At 63.5% G+C, this 20,493-nt stretch carries 19 protein-coding genes and 1 pseudogene; 16 read left to right on the top strand and 4 right to left on the bottom strand.

The annotated features are described in order from the left end of the window. Window positions 1–5 precede the first annotated feature (5 nt). The 3 genes from tnpC to tnpA all read right to left on the bottom strand — a co-directional run bounded on the left by tnpC (window position 6) and on the right by tnpA (window position 2,357). Window positions 6–1,556: an IS66 family transposase gene (tnpC, locus tag WDZ95_RS14030; protein ID WP_166228553.1), complete on the bottom strand. Its 1,551-nt coding sequence runs from the start codon at window positions 1,554–1,556 to the stop codon at window positions 6–8. Between the two features lie 76 nt (window positions 1,557–1,632). Then, on the bottom strand, window positions 1,633–1,965 hold the full coding sequence (gene tnpB / locus WDZ95_RS14025; protein ID WP_003121550.1) for an IS66 family insertion sequence element accessory protein TnpB: 333 nt from the start codon (window positions 1,963–1,965) through the stop codon (window positions 1,633–1,635). Then, window positions 1,962–2,357, bottom strand: a complete 396-nt coding sequence (gene tnpA / locus WDZ95_RS14020; RefSeq protein WP_006217728.1) for an IS66-like element accessory protein TnpA — start codon at window positions 2,355–2,357, stop codon at window positions 1,962–1,964. The genes tnpB and tnpA overlap by 4 nt, the downstream gene beginning before the upstream one ends. A 59-nt stretch (window positions 2,358–2,416) precedes the next feature. Here tnpA and WDZ95_RS14015 point away from each other — a divergent pair. Together WDZ95_RS14015 and WDZ95_RS14010 are read left to right on the top strand one after the other, a co-directional pair. Continuing rightward, window positions 2,417–2,716, top strand: a pseudogene (locus tag WDZ95_RS14015) (CoA transferase); the annotation flags it as partial. Further along, window positions 2,713–3,663, top strand: a complete 951-nt coding sequence (locus WDZ95_RS14010) for a hydroxymethylglutaryl-CoA lyase (protein ID WP_166228551.1) — start codon at window positions 2,713–2,715, stop codon at window positions 3,661–3,663. The pseudogene WDZ95_RS14015 and the gene WDZ95_RS14010, both read left to right, overlap by 4 nt. Window positions 3,664–4,194: 531 nt before the next feature. Here WDZ95_RS14010 and WDZ95_RS14005 read toward each other — a convergent pair. Beyond that, complete coding sequence (locus tag WDZ95_RS14005) at window positions 4,195–4,971, bottom strand: IclR family transcriptional regulator domain-containing protein (RefSeq protein WP_240936406.1); 777 nt, start codon at window positions 4,969–4,971, stop codon at window positions 4,195–4,197. A gap of 133 nt (window positions 4,972–5,104) precedes the next feature. Between WDZ95_RS14005 and WDZ95_RS14000 the strand changes: the two genes are divergently transcribed. The 14 genes from WDZ95_RS14000 (at window position 5,105) to WDZ95_RS13935 (ending at window position 20,492) form a co-directional block, all read left to right on the top strand. Beyond that, the gene (locus tag WDZ95_RS14000) at window positions 5,105–6,376 is read left to right on the top strand and encodes an aromatic ring-hydroxylating dioxygenase subunit alpha (protein ID WP_166228549.1); all 1,272 of its coding nucleotides are present in this window, start codon (window positions 5,105–5,107) and stop codon (window positions 6,374–6,376) included. Between the two features lie 8 nt (window positions 6,377–6,384). Continuing rightward, the gene (locus WDZ95_RS13995; RefSeq protein ID WP_166228547.1) at window positions 6,385–6,861 is read left to right on the top strand and encodes an aromatic-ring-hydroxylating dioxygenase subunit beta; all 477 of its coding nucleotides are present in this window, start codon (window positions 6,385–6,387) and stop codon (window positions 6,859–6,861) included. Between the two features lie 2 nt (window positions 6,862–6,863). Further along, window positions 6,864–7,898: a 2Fe-2S iron-sulfur cluster-binding protein gene (locus WDZ95_RS13990; RefSeq protein ID WP_166228545.1), complete on the top strand. Its 1,035-nt coding sequence runs from the start codon at window positions 6,864–6,866 to the stop codon at window positions 7,896–7,898. 18 nt (window positions 7,899–7,916) lie between these two features. Beyond that, window positions 7,917–9,134 carry a cytochrome P450 gene (locus WDZ95_RS13985; protein ID WP_166228543.1) on the top strand — a complete coding sequence of 406 codons (1,218 nt, stop codon included), beginning with the start codon at window positions 7,917–7,919 and terminating at the stop codon, window positions 9,132–9,134. Between the two features lie 32 nt (window positions 9,135–9,166). Continuing rightward, window positions 9,167–9,490: a 2Fe-2S iron-sulfur cluster-binding protein gene (locus tag WDZ95_RS13980; RefSeq protein ID WP_166228541.1), complete on the top strand. Its 324-nt coding sequence runs from the start codon at window positions 9,167–9,169 to the stop codon at window positions 9,488–9,490. Continuing rightward, complete coding sequence (locus tag WDZ95_RS13975; RefSeq protein ID WP_166228539.1) at window positions 9,490–10,680, top strand: NAD(P)/FAD-dependent oxidoreductase; 1,191 nt, start codon at window positions 9,490–9,492, stop codon at window positions 10,678–10,680. Before WDZ95_RS13980 ends, WDZ95_RS13975 begins: the two co-directional genes overlap by 1 nt. Window positions 10,681–10,722: 42 nt before the next feature. Continuing rightward, a complete protein-coding gene (locus WDZ95_RS13970; RefSeq protein WP_166228537.1) occupies window positions 10,723–11,478 on the top strand; it encodes an SDR family NAD(P)-dependent oxidoreductase in 756 nt (251 codons plus the stop codon). A 20-nt stretch (window positions 11,479–11,498) separates the two neighbouring features. Next, window positions 11,499–12,947: an NAD-dependent succinate-semialdehyde dehydrogenase gene (locus tag WDZ95_RS13965; RefSeq protein WP_166228535.1), complete on the top strand. Its 1,449-nt coding sequence runs from the start codon at window positions 11,499–11,501 to the stop codon at window positions 12,945–12,947. A gap of 113 nt (window positions 12,948–13,060) precedes the next feature. After that, window positions 13,061–14,104, top strand: a complete 1,044-nt coding sequence (locus tag WDZ95_RS13960; protein ID WP_166228534.1) for a TRAP transporter substrate-binding protein — start codon at window positions 13,061–13,063, stop codon at window positions 14,102–14,104. Continuing rightward, window positions 14,101–15,060: a PdxA family dehydrogenase gene (locus tag WDZ95_RS13955; RefSeq protein ID WP_166228532.1), complete on the top strand. Its 960-nt coding sequence runs from the start codon at window positions 14,101–14,103 to the stop codon at window positions 15,058–15,060. The genes WDZ95_RS13960 and WDZ95_RS13955 overlap by 4 nt, the downstream gene beginning before the upstream one ends. A 508-nt stretch (window positions 15,061–15,568) precedes the next feature. Continuing rightward, window positions 15,569–15,856: a helix-turn-helix domain-containing protein gene (locus WDZ95_RS13950; RefSeq protein WP_166228531.1), complete on the top strand. Its 288-nt coding sequence runs from the start codon at window positions 15,569–15,571 to the stop codon at window positions 15,854–15,856. Between the two features lie 7 nt (window positions 15,857–15,863). Then, a complete protein-coding gene (locus tag WDZ95_RS13945; protein ID WP_166228529.1) occupies window positions 15,864–17,123 on the top strand; it encodes a type II toxin-antitoxin system HipA family toxin in 1,260 nt (419 codons plus the stop codon). Between the two features lie 903 nt (window positions 17,124–18,026). Beyond that, window positions 18,027–18,845, top strand: coding sequence for an NYN domain-containing protein (locus WDZ95_RS13940; RefSeq protein ID WP_425779315.1), 819 nt, complete (start codon window positions 18,027–18,029; stop codon window positions 18,843–18,845). A gap of 348 nt (window positions 18,846–19,193) precedes the next feature. Further along, the gene (locus WDZ95_RS13935; RefSeq protein ID WP_425779313.1) at window positions 19,194–20,492 is read left to right on the top strand and encodes a GTPase-associated system all-helical protein GASH; all 1,299 of its coding nucleotides are present in this window, start codon (window positions 19,194–19,196) and stop codon (window positions 20,490–20,492) included. The last annotated feature ends 1 nt before the right edge of the window (window position 20,493 follow it).

The raw sequence follows: 20,493 nt of genomic DNA, 5'->3' as shown, positions 1-20,493 counted from the left end.
GACATTCAGCTCGGTGCGAACCAACGATGCGGTAGCAACTCGTGAACCAGGCTAACCCGTTGCGTCGGCAAGCGAGCCAAAACGTCCTTGAGATACGCATAGGGATCATGCCCATTGAGTCGTGCTGACTGGATGAGCGTCATGACGGCTGCTGCCCTCTGACCAGCTCGTAGGCTGCCCGCAAAGAGCCAGTTGTTGCGGCCAATGGCAATCGGCCGAATCTGGTTCTCGATCCAGTTGTTGTCCACGGGCAGCTGTCCGTCATCGACGAACCGGGTCAAAGCCTCCCAGCGCCGCAAGCTGTAGTCCAGCGCTTTGGCGCTTGCCGAGCCTTCCGGCACCTTCTGGCGTTGCAGCACCATCCACTGGTGCAAGGCATCAAGCAGCGGCTTCGTTTGTTGTTGCCGGATGGTTTGGCGCTGATCGGTCGCAATCTCCTTGACCTCACGCTCGATCTCGTAGACCCGCGCGAACTGCTGCAGCGCGACCTCGGCGATCTGGCTTTGGTTCGCCGCGTGCAAATCGAAGAACTTGCGCCGCGCGTGCGCCAGGCAGCCGACCTCGGTCACACCACTTGCGATCAAGGCCTTGTAGCCGCTGAAGTCGTCACAGGTGAGGCTGCCTCTCCAGTCGCCCAGGAAGCGCCGGGCGTGTTCGCCCGAGCGCGATTCGCAGAAGTCGTAGACGACCGCCTTGATGTTCTCGAAGGCGCCCGTGGCATAGGCCCATAGGTACGCCCGGTGCGCCTTGCCGTTGCCCGGCTTGAGCATGGACACCGGCGTCTCGTCGGCATGCAGCACGCGGCGCTGCAGCAGCTCTGTCCTCATGGCGTCAACCAGTGGCTGCAACTGCACGCCACACGAGCCCACCCATTGCGCCAGCGTGGAGCGGGGGATGGCTAGGCCGGCGCGGCCGAAGATCGCTTCCTGGCGGTACAGCGGCAGGTGGTCGGCGTACTTGGCCACCAGCACTTGCGCCAGTAGCCCAGTGGTAGGGATGCCTTTGTCGATGATGTGAGGATCGACAGGCACCTGGTGAATCGTCTCGCACTGGGCACAGGCCCACTTGCCCCGGATGTGGCGCTCCACCGTGAACACGCCGGGCGCGTAGTCCAGCTTCTCGGCCACGTCCTCGCCGATGCGCTTCATCTGGCAACCGCAGGCGCAGGTGGTGGACTCGGGCTCGTGGCGGATCTCGCGCCGCGACAGGTTGGCCGGCAGGGGTGCGCGTTTGGTGACTTGCTTGTCTTGGCGGCCTGCCACTGGCGGCGTGGCCTGCTCGATCTCATCGGCCACCGCCTGCAGGTCCTCATCCAGCGATTCATCGAGCAGGCTCTTCTGCTCGGCGCTGAAGCGCTCCGACTGTGCGGCGAACTTCATGCGCTTGAGCAGTGCGTTCTCGTGCGTGAGCTTGTCGATCTGCGCCTGCTTGAAGACCGCCTCTTGGCCCTGGCGTGCGATCACGCCGTCTCGCTCGGCCAGCTCACCCATCAACGACAGCAGGGCCGCTCGCATCTGCTGCGGCTCCAGGGTGTCAAGGTGGTCTGCGGTGATCACGGGAGAAGATGATGCGGCTAACATCACATTCGCGCATCGGTGCAAGCGCTGATTGCCTGGCCAACGACCGGAGCACTCAAAGTACAGTGATGACTCCAGCCTCGCCGACGTTCTTCCAGGGCAGGCCCAGCACGAGCGCATCGAACTGCGTTCGGCTGAGTGTGGCGGTGGTGGCGGCATCGCGCGGCCAGACGAACTTGCCGCTATTCAGGCGCCGGGCCGCCAGCCAGACACCGATGCCGTCGTGCACCAGCACCTTCATGCGGTTGGCTCGTCGATTGGCGAACAGATAGGCGTGGTGTGGGCGCGCTGCGCCAAAGACAGCCACTACCCGGGCGAGCGCCGTCTCGGTGCCTGCTCGCATGTCCAGCGGCTCGGTGGAGAGCCACAGCGCATCAATGCGGATCATCGGAGCCAGTCGCGCAGCCACGCTGCACATGACGCTGCATCTTCCAGGGGCCAGTTCACGGTGACTACGCTGGCGCTGCGCCGAACATCAACGCGAATCGCACGCGACACGGGCGGCGAGCTGGTCTCGGTTGCTGGGAGCTGTTCAACTGGTGGAGGCAGATTCAGCGCAACGAACTCATTCCGGGGCGCTGGCAACAGGGAGTCTGCTTGCTCGCGCATCCAGCGATGAACGATGTTGGCGTTGATTCCGTGTGCAAGCGCTACGCCGGCCACTGACGCGCCGGAGACCTGGCATTCGGCCACGATCTGGCCTTTAAGTTCCGGGGAGTAGTAGTGCCGCTTGGGGCGCTGGGCGATCGTGTCGTTCGCCATAGTGTGCGTGATGTTCATCGTGCACACGATGCCTCGACACTGGGTCTATCTCAAGATGGGATTGCCGGACGCTTACAGTTCTCGCGGCGCTGGATCGCGCCGGCGTGCCGGCGGGACGGATCTACACGATCGCCGACATTGCGGCGGATCCGCACTACCGTGCACGCGGCATGCTGGACACGGTTCGGATGGAGGATGGAACCCAGCTTTCCGTTCCGGGCATCGTTCCCAAACTGTCCCGCACACCGGGTGAGCATCGATGTAGTGCGCCGGCACTGGGACAGGACACCGATGCAGTACTGGCGGAAATAGGCCTGAGTGCGCAGCAGATCAGCGAGCTGAAGCGTCGCGGGGTCGTGGCCGGGAGCGCTCGATGACGGCGCTGCTGCCCAGCCCCCGGCGGCTCTACATCCAGGAGGTCTCGGTTCGTGACGGCTTCCAGAACGAACCCATCTTCGTGCCCACCGACACCAAGGTCGATCTGATCAATGCGCTTGGTCGCACCGGCCTGGCCAAGCTCGAGGTGACCTCCTTCACCTCGCCAAAGGCGATCCCGTCCCTGGCTGATGCCGAGGAGGTGCTCGCGCGCATCGAGCGCGTTCCCGGTGTCGAATTCACGGCGCTGGTGCCCAATGTTCGCGGCGCCCGCCGCGCGCTGATGACCCGGCTGGATGAATTCAACCTGGTGATGTCGTCCAGCGAGACGCACGGTCTGGCCAACCTGCGGATGACACCGGAGCAGTCGCTGGAGCAGTTCCGCGAAATCGCCGCTGTCGTGGACAGTAGGGTCGCCCTTTGCGCCTCCCTTTCCACCGCCTTCGGTTGTCCCTTCGATGGCGAGGTGCCGCCAGAGCGCGTGCTCGGCCTGGTGGAGCAGATCGTTCACCTCGGCATCAGGCGACTGACGCTGTGTGATACCACTGGCATGGCCCACCCGCGCCAAGTGTATGAGCTTTGCGCGCGTGTGGTGGAGCGCTGGCCCGAGGTCGAGCTCGCCGCGCATTTCCACAACACGCGCGGAATGGGACTCGCCAATGCCCTGGCGGCGTTGCAGGCAGGGATCATTCGCTTCGACTCCTCGATCGCCGGGCTCGGCGGGTGTCCGTTCGCTCCGGGCGCCAGTGGCAACGTTTGCACCGAGGACATGGTGCACATGTTCGAAGCGATGGGCTTCGACACCGGCGTCTATCTGGAAGCGTTGATCGCCTGCTCGCGCCGCATCGCGCAGATCGTGGAGCACGACGTCCCCGGCCAGGTCATGAAGGCAGGCCTGTCCACGCGTCGCTATCCGGTGCCGGAAGGCCTTCGGAAGCCTAGCGGATAGTCACTATTGGCCGTGTACGCATCACGCGCCGCGAAGGCGTAGTGGCCCAGCGGCACTAGCGAGCTGATGCCGGTGAGGGGTTCATCGGACTCGCACCAACGAGGCGCATCGAGGATCTAGCAGTGCGGCTGCGGTGACCCCCCGGCGCCATGTGGCGCCCGCGGTGCGCCAATCCGCGGCTACGAGCAGTCGCGCAATCAGCGAGCCGCGCCTCTTCGATCCCCGCACCTGGGAAATTCGGAGCCCGCCTCGTACTCCGGACGCGGTTAGCTGAGCGACCTCAGGTCGAATAAGTGCCGTTGCTGCAGGCATCGTGCTCTCTGCGCGGAAAGACCGCTGCTGACGGTAAGGGGTTCAGTGTGGGGTGCCGGTCCGTCATCTTCGGACGTTCCGATTTTGCGACCGGTTGGAGACAACATCAGCGGCAAAGCCTCAGTTCATTGAACTAGCCACCTCTGCTCGGGAGCGAGAAGGGGTATATGTTGTGGAGCGTCTTGCGGTGAACTGAGTAACGAGTCTTGCTCTAGAAGATCATGACAGTTGAGATTCGAATGTACGCCGTGCGACCTCAAGCTCAGGAAGCAACTTGTTCACCATGTCGTCCAGTGACATGCGCGATGTCGTAACCGATAGGCTGATTGCAGCGACCAATTCACCACTCCCATTGCGTATAGGTACCGCGATCGATCGCAAACCCAACTCTAACTCTTGATCATTGACAGAGAAGCCGTACTTTCGAATCCAGCGTATGTCTTCAAGGATCGCTTCCGGCTCGGTCTTGGTGTGGGGTGTGAGTGCTGGTCTTGCCATACGCCCAAGCCGGTAGGTGATCTCCACATCACTGAGAGAGGACATTAGTACCCGTCCTGTGGCCGAGCAGTAGGCTGGCAGGCGCGCGCCAATCCCTAGCCCAAATGAAAGACTTCTCCGTCGCGTTGAACGAGCTACAAAAACGACGAACTGCGAATCCAGCACGGCCAGCGATGCTGACTCGCGGGCCCGCTCACTCGTGAACTCGAGAATAGGCTGGGCGACCTTGGTGAGCGGAGTGGAGTGCACGTAGGCGTGCACGAGCCGCAATGTTCGCGGCTCTAGAGAGAACATTCGTCCATCGCAGCGCGCGTAACCCAGCTTCACCAGGGTCAGCAAAAGGCGGCGTGTGGACGCCTTCGAGTGGCCGGTGATTTCTGCCGCCTGGCTCAGCGTCATGGGCGCGTTGCTCACCCCGAAGGCCTCGATCAGCAACAGACCTTTCTCCAGGCCCATCACGTATTCCTTGTCGACGCCGTCGCGCACTTCACTGTCCATGCGGTTCTGCCTTTCCGTTTGTTCTTGTTCGATATGCGAAAACTTTACCGGATTTCGTTGACCTCGTGAAAACGGGAAAATACAGTTGTGTTCACTGAACGACAAATGGTTCGGTAACCGAACCACTCACGCCATGAATGCCCCCCATCCCGCCAGCACCCCAGACCCAGCCCCGCTGCGGTTCTGGCCCTCTCCCTCGCTCACGCGCATCCCCTACCGCGTGTACCAGGACCAAGACCTGGCCACCGCCGAGCAGCAACGCATCTTCGAAGGCGTGACCTGGAACTACCTCTGCCTGGAAGCCGAGCTGCCCCAGCCCGGTGACTTCCGCACCACCTTCCTCGGGCGCATGCCGGTGGTCGTGGCGCGCGACACCGACGGCGAGATCTACGCCTTCGAGAACCGTTGCTCGCACCGCGGCGCACTCATCGTGCTGGAAGACAGTGGCCACGCCACGGACTTCCAGTGCGTCTACCACGCGTGGCGCTACGACTGCCAGGGCAACCTCAAGGGCATCGCCTTCCAGAACGGCGTCAACGGCCAGGGCGGCATGGACCCGTCCTTCTGCATGAAGAGTCACAGCCCGCGCAAGCTGCGCACGGCCGTCTACTGCGGCCTGGTGTTCGGCAGCGCCAGCGAGGACGTGCCCGACCTCGAGGACTACCTCGGTCCCGAGATCGCGCGCGGCATCGCCCGGGTGCTGCACAAGCCGGTGGAGGTGCTGGGCCGCTTCAAGCAGACCCTGCCCAACAACTGGAAGCTCTACGTGGAGAACGTGCGCGACACCTACCACGCCAGCCTGCTGCACGTGTTCTTCACGACTTTCCGCCTCAACCGGCTGTCGCAGAAAGGCGGCGTGGTGGTCAGCGAGTGCGGCGGCAACCACATCAGCTTCTCCGCCATCGACCCGGGCAGCGACAAGGGCCAGGACTACGACAAGGAAGAGCTGCGATCCGAGAAGGACGACTTCCGTCTGGCCGACACCAGCCTGCTCAAGGGCGTGGACGAGTTCGGCGACGGCGTGACGCTGCAGATCCTCTCGGTGTTCCCGGGCTTCGTGCTCGCGCAGATCCAGAACACCATCGCCGTGCGCCAGGTGCTGCCCGAAGGTGTGGACAGCACCGCCCTCAACTGGACCTACCTCGGCTTCGCCGATGACACCCCCGAGCTGCGCACCATGCGCCACAAGCAGAGCAACCTGATCGGGCCGGCGGGCTTCGTCTCGATGGAAGACGGCGCGGTGGGCGGCTTCGTGCAACGAGGCATTGCCACCGCGCAAGACGACAACGCCGTGGTGGAAATGGGTGGCGAGAGCGTGCACACGCAGACCAGCCGCACCACCGAAGCCTCGGTGCGTGGCTTCTGGAAGGCTTACCGCGCCCACATGGAAGGTCCTTCGGCATGAACGCGGTCATGAACAACACCATCGACACGCAAGCCGTGATGCAACTGAACTCGCACTACGCGCGCTGCATCGACAATGACCACCTGGAAGACTGGCCCGGCTTCTTCACCGAGGACTGCCTCTACCGAGTCACCACCGAGGACAACCACCGCCAGGGCCTGTCGGCTGCGCTGATCTACGCCGACTCGCGCGCCATGCTCGGCGATCGAATCCTCTCGCTGCGCCGGGCCAACGTGTACGAACGCCAGCGCTACCGGCACCTGCTCGGCATGCCGGCCCTGCTCGACGAAACGCTCCAGGGCCGCCATTGCGAAACACCGTTCCTCGTGATTCGCATCATGCGCACCGGCGAAACCAGCGTGTTCGCCAGCGGACGCTACATCGACCGACTCGTCATCGACGCCGACGGCGAGTTGCGCATCGCGCAGCGCGACGTGGTGTGCGACAGCCACGCCATCGACACCCTGCTGGCGATTCCGCTGTGAGCATGTCCTACCGCATTCAGGTGGTCGGGCTCGACGAACCCATTGCCTGCGCAGAAGACCAGTCGGTGCTGGAGGCGGTGCGCCAGGCCGGCTGGGAGCTGCCCTATTCGTGCAACGCCGGTGTGTGCGCCAGCTGCAAAGGCCGTGTGCTGTCGGGCCGCGTGGCCCCGGGCCGCGCTGGCGACCACGCGCTCAGCGATGCCGAGCGCGCACAAGGGATGGCCCTGTTCTGCCAGGCCCGGCCCTTGAGCGACCTGGTCATCGAGCCGCGCACGCTCACGCGCATCGATCCGCTGGCGCGCCGCCGCGTGGCCGCCCGCGTGATGCGGCTGGACTGGCTGGCCAGCGACGTGGTGCGCATGAAGCTGCGGTTCCCGGCGGGCGAGAAGGTGCGCTTTCAGGCCGGCCAGTACCTGCAGGTACTGCTGCCCGATGGCCAGCGCCGCAGCTACTCGATGGCCAACCCACCGCACCAGAACGACGGTGCCGAACTGCACATCCGCGTGCTGCCCGATGGCGCGTTCTCGCAATGCCTCTCCGGCGGGCTCGCCGCGGGCGACACGGTCGAGGTGGAACTCCCGCACGGCGACTTCCACTGGCGCGAGCAGCACGAAGGACCGGTGGTGATGCTGGCCAGCGGCACCGGCTTCGCCCCCCTCAAGTCGATGCTGGAAGACGCGTTCCGCCGCGGCCTGCAGCGCGACATCAGCCTCTACTGGGGCGCGCGCACGCCGCGCGACCTGTACCTGCTGGATCTCGCGCGAGGTTGGGCGGCAACCCGCGGCATCCGGTTCGAGCCGGTGATCTCCGAACCCACCGCGGGCGACAGTTGGCAGGGGCGCACCGGTCTCGTGCACGAGGCGGTGCTGGCCGACCACGCCAGCCTGGCGGCGCATGTGGTGTACGCCTGTGGCGCACCGCCCATGGTGGCCGCCGCGCGCCACGATTTCACCGCCTTGCGCGGCCTTTCACCCGACGCCTTTTTCTGCGACGCCTTTGCCGTGGCCACGCGCCCCGCGGCCGCCCTCGCCGACTGAACCCACAGGAGACCCACGATGCACGCCAACCCCTACAGCGGAGTTCCCGTCAGCGACTTCGACCCTTACGACAGCGCCGTGCTGGCCAACCCCTACCCGCACTACGAGCGACTGCGCGAGGCGGGCCCGTGGGTGTGGCTGGAGCGCTATGGAGCACTGGCTGTCGCGCGCCACGAGCAGGTGCATGCGGTGCTGTCCAAGCCCGACCTGTTCTGCTCCAGCGCCGGCGTCGGTCTGGCCAACTTCCACACCGAAACGCCCTGGCGCAAGCCCAGCATCATCCTGGAGGCCGATCCGCCGAACCACGGCCGCATCCGCAAGGTGGTGGCTCGCGTGCTCTCGCCTGCCTCCATCGGCCGGCTGCGTTCCACCTTCGAAGCCGTGGCCGCGCGCATGGTCGATGAACTGGTGGAGCGCGGCTCCTTCGACATCGCCCGCGAGCTGTGCGAGGCCTTCCCGACCAAGGCCTTCGGCGATGCGGTGGGCCTGCCCGCCGAGGGACGCGAGCACCTGCTGCCCTACGGCGACATGGTGTTCAACGGCTTCGGTCCGATCAACGAACGCTTCCACGAGCGCATGAAGACCTCGGGCGAAGCGGTGAACTGGATCGCCCAGGTGTGCCGCCGCGAAGCGCTCACCACGGACGGCCTGGGCGCGCAGCTCTACGCTGCCGCCGACGATGGCGAGATCACGCACGAAGAGGCAAGCATGCTGGTGCGCACGCTGCTCTCGGCCGGGTTGGACACCACGATCTTCACCCTTTGCAATGCCATTGTCAGCTTCACCGCGCATCCGGAGCAATGGGCGCTGTTGCACGAGAACCCCTCGCTGGCGCGCCAGGCACTGGAGGAAGTGTTGCGCTACGACCCGACCTTCCATTCCTTCTACCGCACCACCACGCAAGCGGTGGAGGTGGACGGCATCACGCTGCAGCCGGAACAGAAGGTGGCCGTGTTCATCGCATCGGCCAACCGCGACCCGCGCCGCTGGCCCGGCGCCGACACCTTCGACATCACCCGCCGGGCCACCGGCCACACCGGCTTCGGCGCCGGCATCCACGGCTGCGCCGGCCAGATGATGGCGCGCCTGGAGGGCGAGGTGCTGCTCACCGCGCTGGCGCGCCGTGTGGCCCGCATTCACCGCGAAGGCGAACCCGTGCTGCACTTCAACAACACCGTGCGCGGCCTCAAGTCCCTGCCCGTGTCGGTGGAGCCTTCGCTCGCCGCCGTTCACTGAACCGCCCATCCGCAGAACCCAAGGAAACCCTCATGCCCAGCATCGTTTACGTTCAGCCCGACGGCTCGCGACAGACCATCACTGCCGACGTCGGCAGCACCGTCATGGCCACCGCCATGGCACATGGCGTTCCCGGCATCGTGGCCGAGTGCGGCGGATCGGCCATGTGTGCCACCTGCCACGTCTATGTCGACGAAGGTTCGCTCGCCGGTTTGCCGCCGGTCAGCGAGGTGGAGGACGCCATGCTCGCCAGTGCCGCGAGTGAACGGCGCGACAACAGCCGCCTCAGTTGCCAGCTGGTGCTTGCCCCGGGCATGGAAACGCTCGTGGTCAACATCCCCGAACGCCAGGTGTGATGGCCTCGCGCATCGTCATCGTCGGCACCGGTCAGGGCGGCTTCCAGCTCGCGGCCTCGCTGCGCGAAGCCGGGCATGAAGGACCCATCACGATGGTGGGCGATGAGCCCGGCCTGCCCTACCAGCGCCCGCCGCTGTCCAAGGCATTCCTCAAGGGCACCGTCACCGCCGAAGGGCTGCTTCTGCGGCCCGCGGCCCTCTATGAGCGCCTGCGCCTGGAGGTGCTGTCGCCCGTGCGCGTCGAGGCCATCGATCGCGCCGCACATTGCGCGCGCCTGAGCAATGGCCAGACACTCCCCTACGACCATCTGGTGCTGGCCACCGGGGCGCGCGTGCGCTGGCCCGATGTGCCCGGCGCCTCGCTCAAGGGCTTGTTCGGGCTGCGAACCCTGGCCGACGCGCAAGCCCTGCGCGAACGAATCGGGCAGGCGCAGCGCATCGCCGTGGTGGGTGCGGGCTTTATCGGTCTCGAACTGGCGGCCGTGGCACGCGCTCTCGGGCGCGAGATAGATGTCATCGAAGCGGCCGAGCGGCCCTTGCAGCGCGCGCTGTCGACGCGCATGGCACAGTACTTGATCGATTGGCATGTGTCGCAAGGCGCGCGGCTGCATTTCGGTGCGCGGCTCGCGGGTTTTGAAGGCGGTCACGGCGACGATGGCCAGGTGCAGGCCGTGCAACTGGTCCATGGCGAACGCATTGCCGCCGATCTCGTGGTGATCGCGATCGGCGTCACGCCGAACGACCAGCTGGCACGCGACGCCGGCCTCGCCACCGACAACGGCATCGCGGTCGACGAACAACTGCTCACCGCTGACCCCGCAATCTCCGCGCTAGGCGACTGCGCAAACTTTCCCTGGCGCGGTGAGCGCGTGCGCATCGAATCGGTCCAGGCCGCGGTCGATCAGGCGCGCCACATCGCCACCCGGTTGCGCAGCTGCACCGGCGCGGCCGGCGCACCGTACGACAAGCTGCCGTGGTTCTGGAGCGAGCAAGGCGCCTGCCGCCTGCAGATCGCCGGCCTGGCGCGCCCTGACGACGAGGCCCGCATCGACGGCGATCCGGACAGCGACCGTTTCTCCGTGCAACGTTGGCGCGATGGCCAGCTCGTCGCGGTCGAATCCCTCAACGACCCCAGTGCCCACATGCGCGCGCGCAAGGCACTGACAGAGGCGACGCTCGCCCTCGCCTGAGCCCTCCCCTTCCCACCTCCCGCACTTCAGGAAAGACAAGACATGAGCAACCCCTCCCGCGTCATTGCGATCACTGGCGGCGCCAGCGGCATCGGTTTCGCCTTCTCGAAGGCCCTGGCGCAAGCCGGCCACCGCGTGGTCATCGCCGACCTGCGCGGCGCTGAAGACGCCGCACAACGCCTGGTTGCCGAAGGCCATCAGGCGATCGGCGCCGACACCGATGTGGTCAACCCGGCCGCCGTGCAGGCCATGGTCGACAAGGCGGTCAACACCTTCGGCCGGCTCGATGTGCTGGTGAACAACGCGGGCCTGTTCACCACGCTGGCGATGCGGCCGTTCGAGCAGATCCCGAACGAGGAATGGATGCGGGTGATGGAGGTCAACACCCTGGGGCCCTTTGTGTGCGCCAAGGCCGCGGTGCCCGCGATGCGCCGCAACGGCTTCGGCCGCATCGTCAACATCGCATCGACCACGATCAACAAGGGCACGCCCAACCTGCTGCACTACGTGGCCAGCAAGGGCGCGGTCGTTGCCTTCACGCGCTCGCTGGCGCGTGAGCTGGGCAAGGACAACATCACCGTCAACGCCATCTCGCCCGGCTTCACGCTGAGCGACGGCGTGCTGCAGAACGACCTGCACAGCCAGATGGGCGACGTGGTGCGCAAGACCAGCCGGTCGCTGCAGCGCGACCAAGTGCCCGAAGACCTGGTGGGTGCCCTGCTGTTTCTCGCCAGCGATGGCGCGGGCTTCATCACCGGCCAGACCATCGCCGTCGATGGCGGATCGGTCTTCATCTGAGCCAGCGAGCCAGTCCTCACATGACCGACACCGCCTACGGGCCCTCCTACCTCTACATCGACGGCGAGTTCATCACCGGTGGCGACCGCCGCCACCAGGACATCGTCAACCCCGCTACTGGTCAGCGGATCGGCTCGCTGCCGCACGCGCGCATCGATGACCTGGACCGTGCGCTGCAGGCAGCTCAGCGCGCCTTCGCCACGTGGCGGCAGTCGTCGCCGCTTGAGCGATCGAAGATCCTGCGCCGTGTGGCCGAGCTCACGCGCGAACGCGCGCCGCAGATCGCACGAGAGCTCACGCTCGACCAGGGCAAGCCCCTGGCCGAGGCCCTGCTCGAGGTCAACACCTGCGCCGAACACGCGGAGTGGCACGCGGAGGAATGCCGTCGCATCTACGGCCGCGTGATTCCGCCGCGCCAGCCGCACGTGCGCCAGATGGTGCTGCGCGAGCCGGTGGGCGTGTGCGTGGCCTTCACACCCTGGAACTTTCCCTTCAACCAGGCCATCCGCAAGATGTGCGCGGCCATCGGCGCGGGCTGCACGCTGGTGCTCAAGGGACCGGAAGACTCGCCCAGCGCCGTGGTGGCACTGGCCCGCCTGTTCCACGACGCCGGCCTACCGCCGGGTGTGCTGAACGTGGTCTGGGGCGATCCTGCGCAGGTGTCGCATCACCTCATCACCTCGCCGATCTCGCGCAAGGTGTCGTTCACCGGTTCCGTGGCGGTAGGAAAACAGCTCGCCGCGCTAGCAGGCGCGCACATGAAGCGCATCACCATGGAGCTTGGCGGCCACGCGCCAGTGATCGTCTTCGAGGACGCCGACGTGGAGGCCGCGGCCCAGTTGCTCGCGCGCTTCAAGGCGCGCAACGCCGGGCAACTCTGCATTGCGCCCAGTCGTTTCTACATTCAGGAAGGCGTCTACGAACAGTTCCTGGAGCTCTTCACGGCCATATACGGCAGCCTCAAGGTGGGCGACGGTCTGGCCGAGAACACGCAGATGGGCCCGCTCGCGCATGCGCGCCGTGTCGATGCAATGGACGACTTTGTGAACGATGCCCTGGAGCGGGGTGCCCGAGTGGCATGCGGCGGCCAGCGCCTTCCGGGTACCGGCCACTTCTTCCCGCCCACTGTGCTTACCGATGTGCCCGACGACGCGCGGGTGATGGTTGAAGAGTCCTTCGGCCCGCTGGCGCCTTTCACTCGCTTTCGGGACATCGACGAGGTGCTGCGCCGCGCTAATGCGCTGCCCTTCGGCCTGACGGGCTTCGTGTTCACCAACTCCATCAAGACCTCCACCCGCGTGGTCAACGACCTCGAGGTGGGTATGGTCAACGTCAACCACTTCGGCATCACGCTCGCCGAAACGCCCTTTGGCGGCGTCAAGGACAGCGGTATTGGAAGCGAGGGAGGCAGCGAAACCTTCGATGGCTACCTGATTACCAAATTCGTATCACAAGCCAGCCCGGCCTGACTGAACCCCCAAACACAACGCTCTGGTCCGACCTCATCCTGCGGACCGGCCACGGCATCCCGTGCGCAAGGGAGAGGGATGGTTTTGCCCTCAACTTCATGGAGACAATCTAAATGTACCGTAGAACCGTTCTGAAGTCAGCCGCCATTGCGGCTACCGTTGGCGCGCCCGGACTGGGCGCCTTCGCACAGCAGGCCGTGACGCTCAAGTTTCATACCTTCATGGCGCCAACGTCCAATGTGTATCTCAACGCACACAAAGCATGGATGGCCAAGGTCGAGCAATCATCGGGAGGGCGGATCAAGTTTGAAGGTTATCCAGCCATGCAGCTCGGCGGTACGCCCCTGCAGCTGTTCGACCAAGCTCGCGACGGCGTAGTTGACATCGTCTGGACACTGGCTGGCAACACCCCAGGACGCTTTCCCCGCACTGAGGTGTTCGAGTTGCCCTTCATGACTCACGACGCCGTTGGAGCCTCGCGTGCTGCCTGGGAGTATTTGCAGACCTACGCCGCTGACGAATTCAAGGATGTGCAACCGTTGGCCTTTCACACGCACGGACCGGGCGTTCTGCACTCGCGCAGCAAGCCCATCCTGCGCGCGGCTGACCTTCGCGGTCTCAAGATGCGCGGCCCGACTCGCCAGGCCACCAAACTACTCAATGCCGCCGGTGCCACTGCGGTGGGCATGCCGCTGCCCCAGATTCCTGACGCCATCTCCAAGGGGGTGATCGACGGTGCGGCACTGCCATGGGAAGTGATTACCTCAGTGAAGATGCATGAGCTTGCGCAGCATCACAGCGAGTTCGCGCCGGGAAAGCCTGCTCTATACAACACCGCTTTCGTAATGGTGATGAACAAGGCACGCTACGCCTCGCTACCCGCTGACCTGCGCAAGGTCATCGACGACAACTCTGGCGTCGAGACATCGGTATGGTTCGGAAAAGTGCAGCAGGACGTCGATCCTGTTAGTCGCAAGGCGGCAACCGATCGAGGCAATAAGGTGCATGTGTTCACAGATGCAGAAACGCAGGAGTTCATCAAACTCACCGGCGATATCGCTGCCGAATGGGTGCAGGATATGAACCGGCGTGGGGCCGACGGTGAGAGGCTGTTGGCAGGTGCGAGGGCACTAATCGCAAAGTACAAGCCCGCATGAGCGTCCCCAACCGCATTGCTCTGGCCTTGGGTGATCCCAACGGGATCGGGCCGGAGATTGCCCTAAAAGCGCTGGCCGCCCAGCCTGCGGCCAGCCTGTTCCGCTTCACGGTGTTCGGTCCTGGGGATGTGTTGCATGCCACAGCGGAACGCCTAGGCATGACCACATTGCTGGCATCAGTCCGCCATAAAGAGGCTGGCTCTTTGGACTCTGAATCGGCACGCCCAGGCGAGGTGAATGCAGCGGCTGGAGCCTCTGCAGTGGCAAGTGCAACAGCAGCCATTCTCGCGACGCAGGCCGGTGAATGCGATGCAGTCATTGCCTGCCCTCATCATGAGACGGCGGTTTCATTGGCGGGCATTCCATTTAGTGGCTATCCCTCGCTGCTTGCGCGTGTGTGCGGCCTAGCATCGAGCGAAGTGTTTCTGATGCTCGTGGGCGGTGGGCTACGTATCGTCCATGTCACTCTGCATGAAAGCGTTCGCGATGCGCTCGATCGGTTGACGGTTGACCTTATCTGCGCGGCCACAAGATGCGGTGTTGCGGCTAGTGAGAGAATCGGCAGCGAACTGCTCACCGTTGGAATGTTCGGAATCAATCCGCACGCATCAGAGGGTGGTCTATTTGGTCCCGAGGACAAGGCCTTGACTGTTCCTGCGGTGAATAGGCTCCGTCAGGAAGGTTACTTGGTAAGCGATCCAATCGGCGCCGATGAGCTACTGAGTCGCCGCCAGCACGGTCTATACGTTGCGATCTTCCATGACCAGGGTCATATTCCAGTCAAACTTCTTGCCCCTAAAGGTGCAAGCGCCCTGAGTATTGGTGCTGACGTTGTGCTGTCAACTGTTGGGCATGGCAGTGCAATGGACATTGCGGGCGCTGGTGTTGCAGATCCCACAGCTCTATTGCGAACTATCGACCTGCTTAGCGCAACCGGTACGCATCAGCCTCTGTAACAGAAAGATTCACACATTGGGACTCACCGTTGAAGTGCCAGCGAGTATCGGCGTTTGATGGGCTGACAAAGACCACGGATGCTGCTGGGCATAGTGTTTGGGTTGCTGCCGGTTGCGATGGTGGCCTGCTCGGCGTATTCGGACCATTCATTCCTGTAAGACGGCCCGGTTGGGAATGGGTGGATTGTGCAGTTGGTGTTGCTTGAACTCGTGAGGGGTCAAGTACCGTGAGGTAGATGTCTGGACGACCAATCCTTCGCAAACGAGAGATGGGCAAGATGAACCGCCCCGGTTGTTTCGGCGCGGTTTGGCGGGTTCGCCAAGGCCCCAAAGTGGCTCGCCGCGGAACGATCGACTTGGTCTGGGGCGGTGACAAGCATGGACTCCGCCTGCCGGGCTGACCGGGTGTGAGGCTTACGAGCTCCTCGCGTGGCACGCAGTCCCACGCAACACGACCAAACCACTTTTTTGTCCTATATGGTGGACGTTGTTTGTTGTTGTTCATAAAATGACTCGCATCGTGGACAAAATAAACAACCCTGTCGATCTAGGTCGCGAACTTCGCGCCCTGCGAAAGCGCTTGGGGATCAAGTCCGTGCAGCTCTCGAAGGACAGCGGTCGAAGCCGCGACGTGCTCAACCGCCTGGAGCGCGGGGATGAGGTCTACGTTTCTTCCTTGTTCGATGCCCTGCGGGCCATGGGCTACTCGATCAGGCTGGAGAAGAGGGGCTTGCCGAGCCTGGCAGAGATGCAGGACTACACCGCACGCGAGCTGGGGGAGGACGGTGAGCGCTGAGCTGGAAATGCCCGAACGCATCAAGGCGCTCGAGATTGACATCGGGGCCAAGCCCGCCGGGTTGCTGGGACGTGAGTCACAGTATGTGTTCACTTACAAGCCCGATGAAAGCGGCGCCTATCGAGGCCCCTGGCTCAGTCTGCTCATGAACCCGGATCAGGCGTCGGTCTACCAGAACAACGCCATGCTCCCGGTGCTCGACATGAACCTGCCTGAGGGCTACCTGTACGAGCAGATCCGCGCGCGGTTTCCGAAGCAGAACATCACCGAGATGCATCTGCTGCTGGCCGTCGGCACCAACAGCATTGGCCGTAACAGCGCTCGATTGCCCGGGGCGCCCGCGCGGGTGGGTGGACCAACGATCGATCGCGCAACGCTGCTCAACAGCACCAACAGCCAGGCGTTGTTTCCCGAGCTGGTGGATGCCTACCTGGCCAGTGGCGCAGGTGTATCCGGCGTTCAGCCCAAGATCATGCTGCCCGATCGTGCCTCGATCCCGGTGCCCACCCTCATCGTGAAGAGTGGCCCGGACTACTACCCCGGGCTCTCGGCCAACGAGTTCATTGCGATGAGCGCCGCGAAGCGTGCGGGCATCGAAGTCTCGGGCTTTGATCTAAGCGCCGATGGCGGCCTGCTGGTGCTTGATCGCTTTGACATCGCCGCCGACGGTTCACGTCTTGGTTTCGAGGACATCCCGTCCCTGCTGGGCATGCAGGTGCGCAACAAGCTGGACGAGCGCAAGTACCACGGCAGCTACGAGTTGATCGCCGATCTGCTGCGTAACCAGCTTGGCATGCCTCAGCCTGAACTGGAGAAGTTTTTCCAGCAGGTCGCGTTTTCCATCCTGGTGAGGAACGGCGACGCCCACTTGAAGAACTTCGGTGTCTTGTACTCCAGCCCGACCGATATCCGCCTGGCGCCGATGTTCGACGTGCTGACCACCTCGATCTACAAGTACACCCGCTTCGGCACGGGTGAGGAAATCGAGGATCGGACCATGGCGCTGAAGCTGCGAAAGGGCGACAAGACCCGGACGTACCCCTTGGCCAAGGAACTTCTCGACTTTGGCCGTCGTGCATGCGGCGTCGAGCGGCCCCACGAGTTCATCCTGAAGGCAGCAGACGCCATGGCAGGTACCCTGTCTACTATCCGGCATCAAGAGCGAGTTCCACAGGATTTGGTGCCCAAGATTGAGGAAGCGTGGGAACACGGCTTCGCACTGGCCAGAGAAGTTGCCTCACTGACCAAGTCGGGCGCGAGAACGTGAGCGCAATCTCGCCACCTTCCTGGGCTTGAGGTACCAGAGCTCCATTCAAAGGGCGGGCAGCATATAGTCGCGGGCGAGCCGAGTAGCGCTGAGCATCTGGGGGCTCCGAGTGCATCGAAGGTGGTGGGCTATGCTCATGTTGACCGAGGCGACGGACCAGTGCTCTGCCGCGCTTTTGGTGGCGGACTTGTGACAGCCGAAGTGTTGTGGTCGCAGTCAGGCGCTGTTGGATGTCACAAGTCAGATGCGCTAAGTCGTTGATCCGTATGAACGACGCTGACAAATGCTGATTGGCACATCGCGGAACCGATGTATCTACGCATCGGTTTTTGGCCCTCCGAAGCCAAGGGTCGTGGGTTCGATCCCCGCCAGCCGCGCCAAATCAACGATTTACGTGAATCCAAGCGTGGGTCGAACATGTAGTGGAGATGCTGCCTCTTCCTGGCAGTGCGCCGTTCGTGGGCCAGCTTAGGCACTGAGGCGATGGTCTTCGAGCTGCTACGCGGTTTGATGTGGCCCGCAACTGGCCCACTGCTGGCCCAGCGGAATCCGCGTGATGTGGTTTTGCCTCGGGGAACGACCATCGCTCTTTGGCCTAAAAGGCAGGCCCAGGAGGTCGCCTCAGAACGTTACAGGCGGGGAGACCACCGTTTTGACAAAGACAGTCCTCGCGATGCTCGCGCCGAAGTCAGGAGCTACAGCGTCCTCCGAGCTGGCATGCCACTCACCTCGGTTGCGGTTGTCTGAGCGTCTCGTAGTGTGAATATCCCGGTCCGACGCATTCCTTCGTGTGATGCGCTGTTGCCATGGCTCCGGACGTCGGGGTGGTATTCCCCCTCCTCGGTCAATTAAGTCTACCCGCGGGCATTACGATGACTGCATCACGACTGGGGGGAGAAAACTGTGCGAACCAACGATAACGGTGAAAGCGGATCTGTCGCCCTGTACTGGGACTTCGAGAATCTGCACGCTGGCCTCATGGAGGCCAAATACGGCGAAGGTGCGTATGCGAAGCAAGACAATCGCTTCAAGGTTCAAGAACCTTTAATCGATGTCCAGGCCTTGGTGGAACTCGGCGCCTCGTTCGGGCCGGTCGCCATCAACCGCGCTTACGGCAACTGGCAGTACTTCGGTCGGTACCGCGATGCCCTGCTTCAGGGCTCAGTCGAGCTGATCCAACTATTCCCGCCGGGAGCCTCCGCCAAGAATGGCGCCGACATCAAGCTCTGCCTCGATGCCACCGAGGATCTCAGCCGGTTTGCTCACATCAAGACGGTCATCGTCGTGGGCGGGGACAGCGACTACATGCCTGTTGCGCAGAAGATCAAGGCTGCTGGACGCACCCTGATCGGCATTGGCAACCGCAAGAACACCAACAAGCACTGGGCCAAGAGCTGCCACGAATTCCGCTTTTATGACAGCCTCATTGAGCCGGAGGCCCTGGTCGATAGTAAGAAGGGCGATGCTCCCGAGGCGTCCACCACACCTCCGGCTAACCCTGCCGCCGACCTGCTACGCCGCGCCCTCCACCTGCTGTCCGAATCCACGGGCGAACCCTGGGTGAACAAAGCCAACGTGCTGCCACTGATCAAGCGGCTGGACCCTACCTTCGACCCCAAAGACTTCGGCTACGCCGGATTCGGCGAAATGCTCAAGGCCCTGGAGGCGGTGGTCGAAGTTCGAAAGAGCGAAGACGCCCACCACCTTCGGCTTCGGCGCTAGGGCAGGCGTGCCTGTAGTAAGTGGGATACCGAGTCTGGTTGGCTCCGAGAGAACCGTGATGGGACTCCTGCACATCAGTTCGGTTTTCTGCAAGACCATCGCCAAGGTGTAGAGGACGGCTACGCAGCTATTGCCGTCTTTCGTGGCATGAGGCTCGACTCACGCTATGTAGATCAAATCGGTTAACGGCTCACTGGTTGACCTACCTTCACCGATGGCTGCTGTCGATGATGGAGGAGCCGCCTAAGCATTCAGCCCGCCGCGAACGTGTGCCGTTTGGGCGCTAAGCTACGGTCTACTGCAAATCGAATAAGGGCAAGGAGGCCACGGATGAGTAGCGAATATCTGATGAGATTCCTCGAGATTGGTGCTATCGATCTGAAAGGCGATGACGCCAAACTCGAAAAACTGCGCGCTACAGCGAAAGACCTGTCCACGGTCTTGAAAAATGCACCTGCCAAGACGGTCTGCTTCACCATGGCGGCCGCAGACCCTGGCATCGTATCGAATGATCCGACCATCCAAGAGGCGATGGCGGCGCTGCGCAAGCAGTGGGAGACAGTGTCCAACGCCTATGCCCGTCCTCCCGTGGCCATCCTGCGAGCAATCCTCCTTGATGCCATCGTCCAGGCCGCCAGGTTGGATGACGCAATCTCGGTTGCTTTCGTCAATACTGCGCGCAACGCACTCGCCCAGGCAGAGACCTCCGACGAGGAGGCGGTCTGGCGCGAGGCGGTTGGCGAGATTGAAGCCAAAGTCGATGCGCGCGCTGAGGAAGAGTGGGCGACGCCGGAGAAGATTACGGTTGACCCACTGCAGTACGCCGCACCAGCCTCGGTAGCCCAGAAGATAAAGGTGCCCGCAGTAAATCGCGAGACGCTTGCCTCTTTGATTCTTCGCGCAGCGGGACCCTGGGGTGGCAACGGATCCAACCAGCACTCTCCACACAATAACCCCCAGCCTTGGTCTGCATCGTTTTCGGAAAAGATGAGTGCGGCCATTGCCGACGAGCTGGAGGCGATGGCGAAGGGGTTAGTGCCGACGCCTGTTGACCTCTCCGGGCCTCTTTCGGCGCTTGCAAGCGCAGTCGGCACTCACGTTGAGAAGGCACTTGCAAGCTTCAGCGGCGCAACGGCCGGCCTGCAACGCCGTACCAACCTTCTCTGGTGGAAGGAGGCACTGTACTCGCCCAGTGCCCACGAGAGTTATCTTGACCTGCCTCCCTATGCGGCGGCGGCCCTGATGGCGCTGGACCTTCATGAGCAAGTTCCAACCTACTCCCCGGCGAGCGTATCGTCGTTCCTCAAGGAAACCATCCGCTGCCTGCCTGTGGACCCAGTTGCTGCCGAAAGCGGCAAGCAAGAAGTCGCCGCGCTGGTTCAAGACGCGCGAACCGCCGCTTTCATGCAGCCGTTCCGCAACCTCGCGGCGCAATACGTGCAAGCAGCGGAAGGACGTGGCCCTCTGCTGTCGGTGATTGGTCACCCGCAGAACCCTGGAACCATCGACGCTGGGCAGCTCCGTGCGCTTGTCGGCATCGATGCAACTGCAAAGATGACGCCTGCCGAGTGGGGCACCTACCTTTTTCGAGAACTTCAGAGCGCGCGAGCGACCAACGTCGGCGTCAAGCGTTCGAAGCGGAAGTAGG

This window comes from Hydrogenophaga sp. T2 (genome assembly GCF_049843535.1).
Taxonomy (GTDB): domain Bacteria; phylum Pseudomonadota; class Gammaproteobacteria; order Burkholderiales; family Burkholderiaceae_C; genus Hydrogenophaga; species Hydrogenophaga crocea.
The sequence above is the reverse complement of the archived record's forward strand: the minus strand, read 5'-3'. Positions and strand labels throughout refer to the sequence as shown.

What these genes read in the sequence shown, in the direction of transcription:
- tnpB (WP_003121550.1), bottom strand. Translation starts at nt 1,965, where the DNA reads ATGATCCGCATTGATGCGCTGTGGCTCTCCACCGAGCCGCTGGACATG.
- tnpA (WP_006217728.1), bottom strand. Translation starts at nt 2,357, where the DNA reads ATGAACATCACGCACACTATGGCGAACGACACGATCGCCCAGCGCCCC.
- WDZ95_RS14010 (WP_166228551.1), top strand. Translation starts at nt 2,713, where the DNA reads ATGACGGCGCTGCTGCCCAGCCCCCGGCGGCTCTACATCCAGGAGGTC.
- WDZ95_RS14005 (WP_240936406.1), bottom strand. Translation starts at nt 4,971, where the DNA reads ATGGACAGTGAAGTGCGCGACGGCGTCGACAAGGAATACGTGATGGGC.
- WDZ95_RS14000 (WP_166228549.1), top strand. Translation starts at nt 5,105, where the DNA reads ATGAATGCCCCCCATCCCGCCAGCACCCCAGACCCAGCCCCGCTGCGG.
- WDZ95_RS13995 (WP_166228547.1), top strand. Translation starts at nt 6,385, where the DNA reads ATGAACAACACCATCGACACGCAAGCCGTGATGCAACTGAACTCGCAC.
- WDZ95_RS13990 (WP_166228545.1), top strand. Translation starts at nt 6,864, where the DNA reads ATGTCCTACCGCATTCAGGTGGTCGGGCTCGACGAACCCATTGCCTGC.
- WDZ95_RS13985 (WP_166228543.1), top strand. Translation starts at nt 7,917, where the DNA reads ATGCACGCCAACCCCTACAGCGGAGTTCCCGTCAGCGACTTCGACCCT.
- WDZ95_RS13980 (WP_166228541.1), top strand. Translation starts at nt 9,167, where the DNA reads ATGCCCAGCATCGTTTACGTTCAGCCCGACGGCTCGCGACAGACCATC.
- WDZ95_RS13975 (WP_166228539.1), top strand. Translation starts at nt 9,490, where the DNA reads ATGGCCTCGCGCATCGTCATCGTCGGCACCGGTCAGGGCGGCTTCCAG.
- WDZ95_RS13970 (WP_166228537.1), top strand. Translation starts at nt 10,723, where the DNA reads ATGAGCAACCCCTCCCGCGTCATTGCGATCACTGGCGGCGCCAGCGGC.
- WDZ95_RS13965 (WP_166228535.1), top strand. Translation starts at nt 11,499, where the DNA reads ATGACCGACACCGCCTACGGGCCCTCCTACCTCTACATCGACGGCGAG.
- WDZ95_RS13960 (WP_166228534.1), top strand. Translation starts at nt 13,061, where the DNA reads ATGTACCGTAGAACCGTTCTGAAGTCAGCCGCCATTGCGGCTACCGTT.
- WDZ95_RS13955 (WP_166228532.1), top strand. Translation starts at nt 14,101, where the DNA reads ATGAGCGTCCCCAACCGCATTGCTCTGGCCTTGGGTGATCCCAACGGG.
- WDZ95_RS13950 (WP_166228531.1), top strand. Translation starts at nt 15,569, where the DNA reads ATGACTCGCATCGTGGACAAAATAAACAACCCTGTCGATCTAGGTCGC.
- WDZ95_RS13945 (WP_166228529.1), top strand. Translation starts at nt 15,864, where the DNA reads ATGCCCGAACGCATCAAGGCGCTCGAGATTGACATCGGGGCCAAGCCC.
- WDZ95_RS13935 (WP_425779313.1), top strand. Translation starts at nt 19,194, where the DNA reads ATGAGATTCCTCGAGATTGGTGCTATCGATCTGAAAGGCGATGACGCC.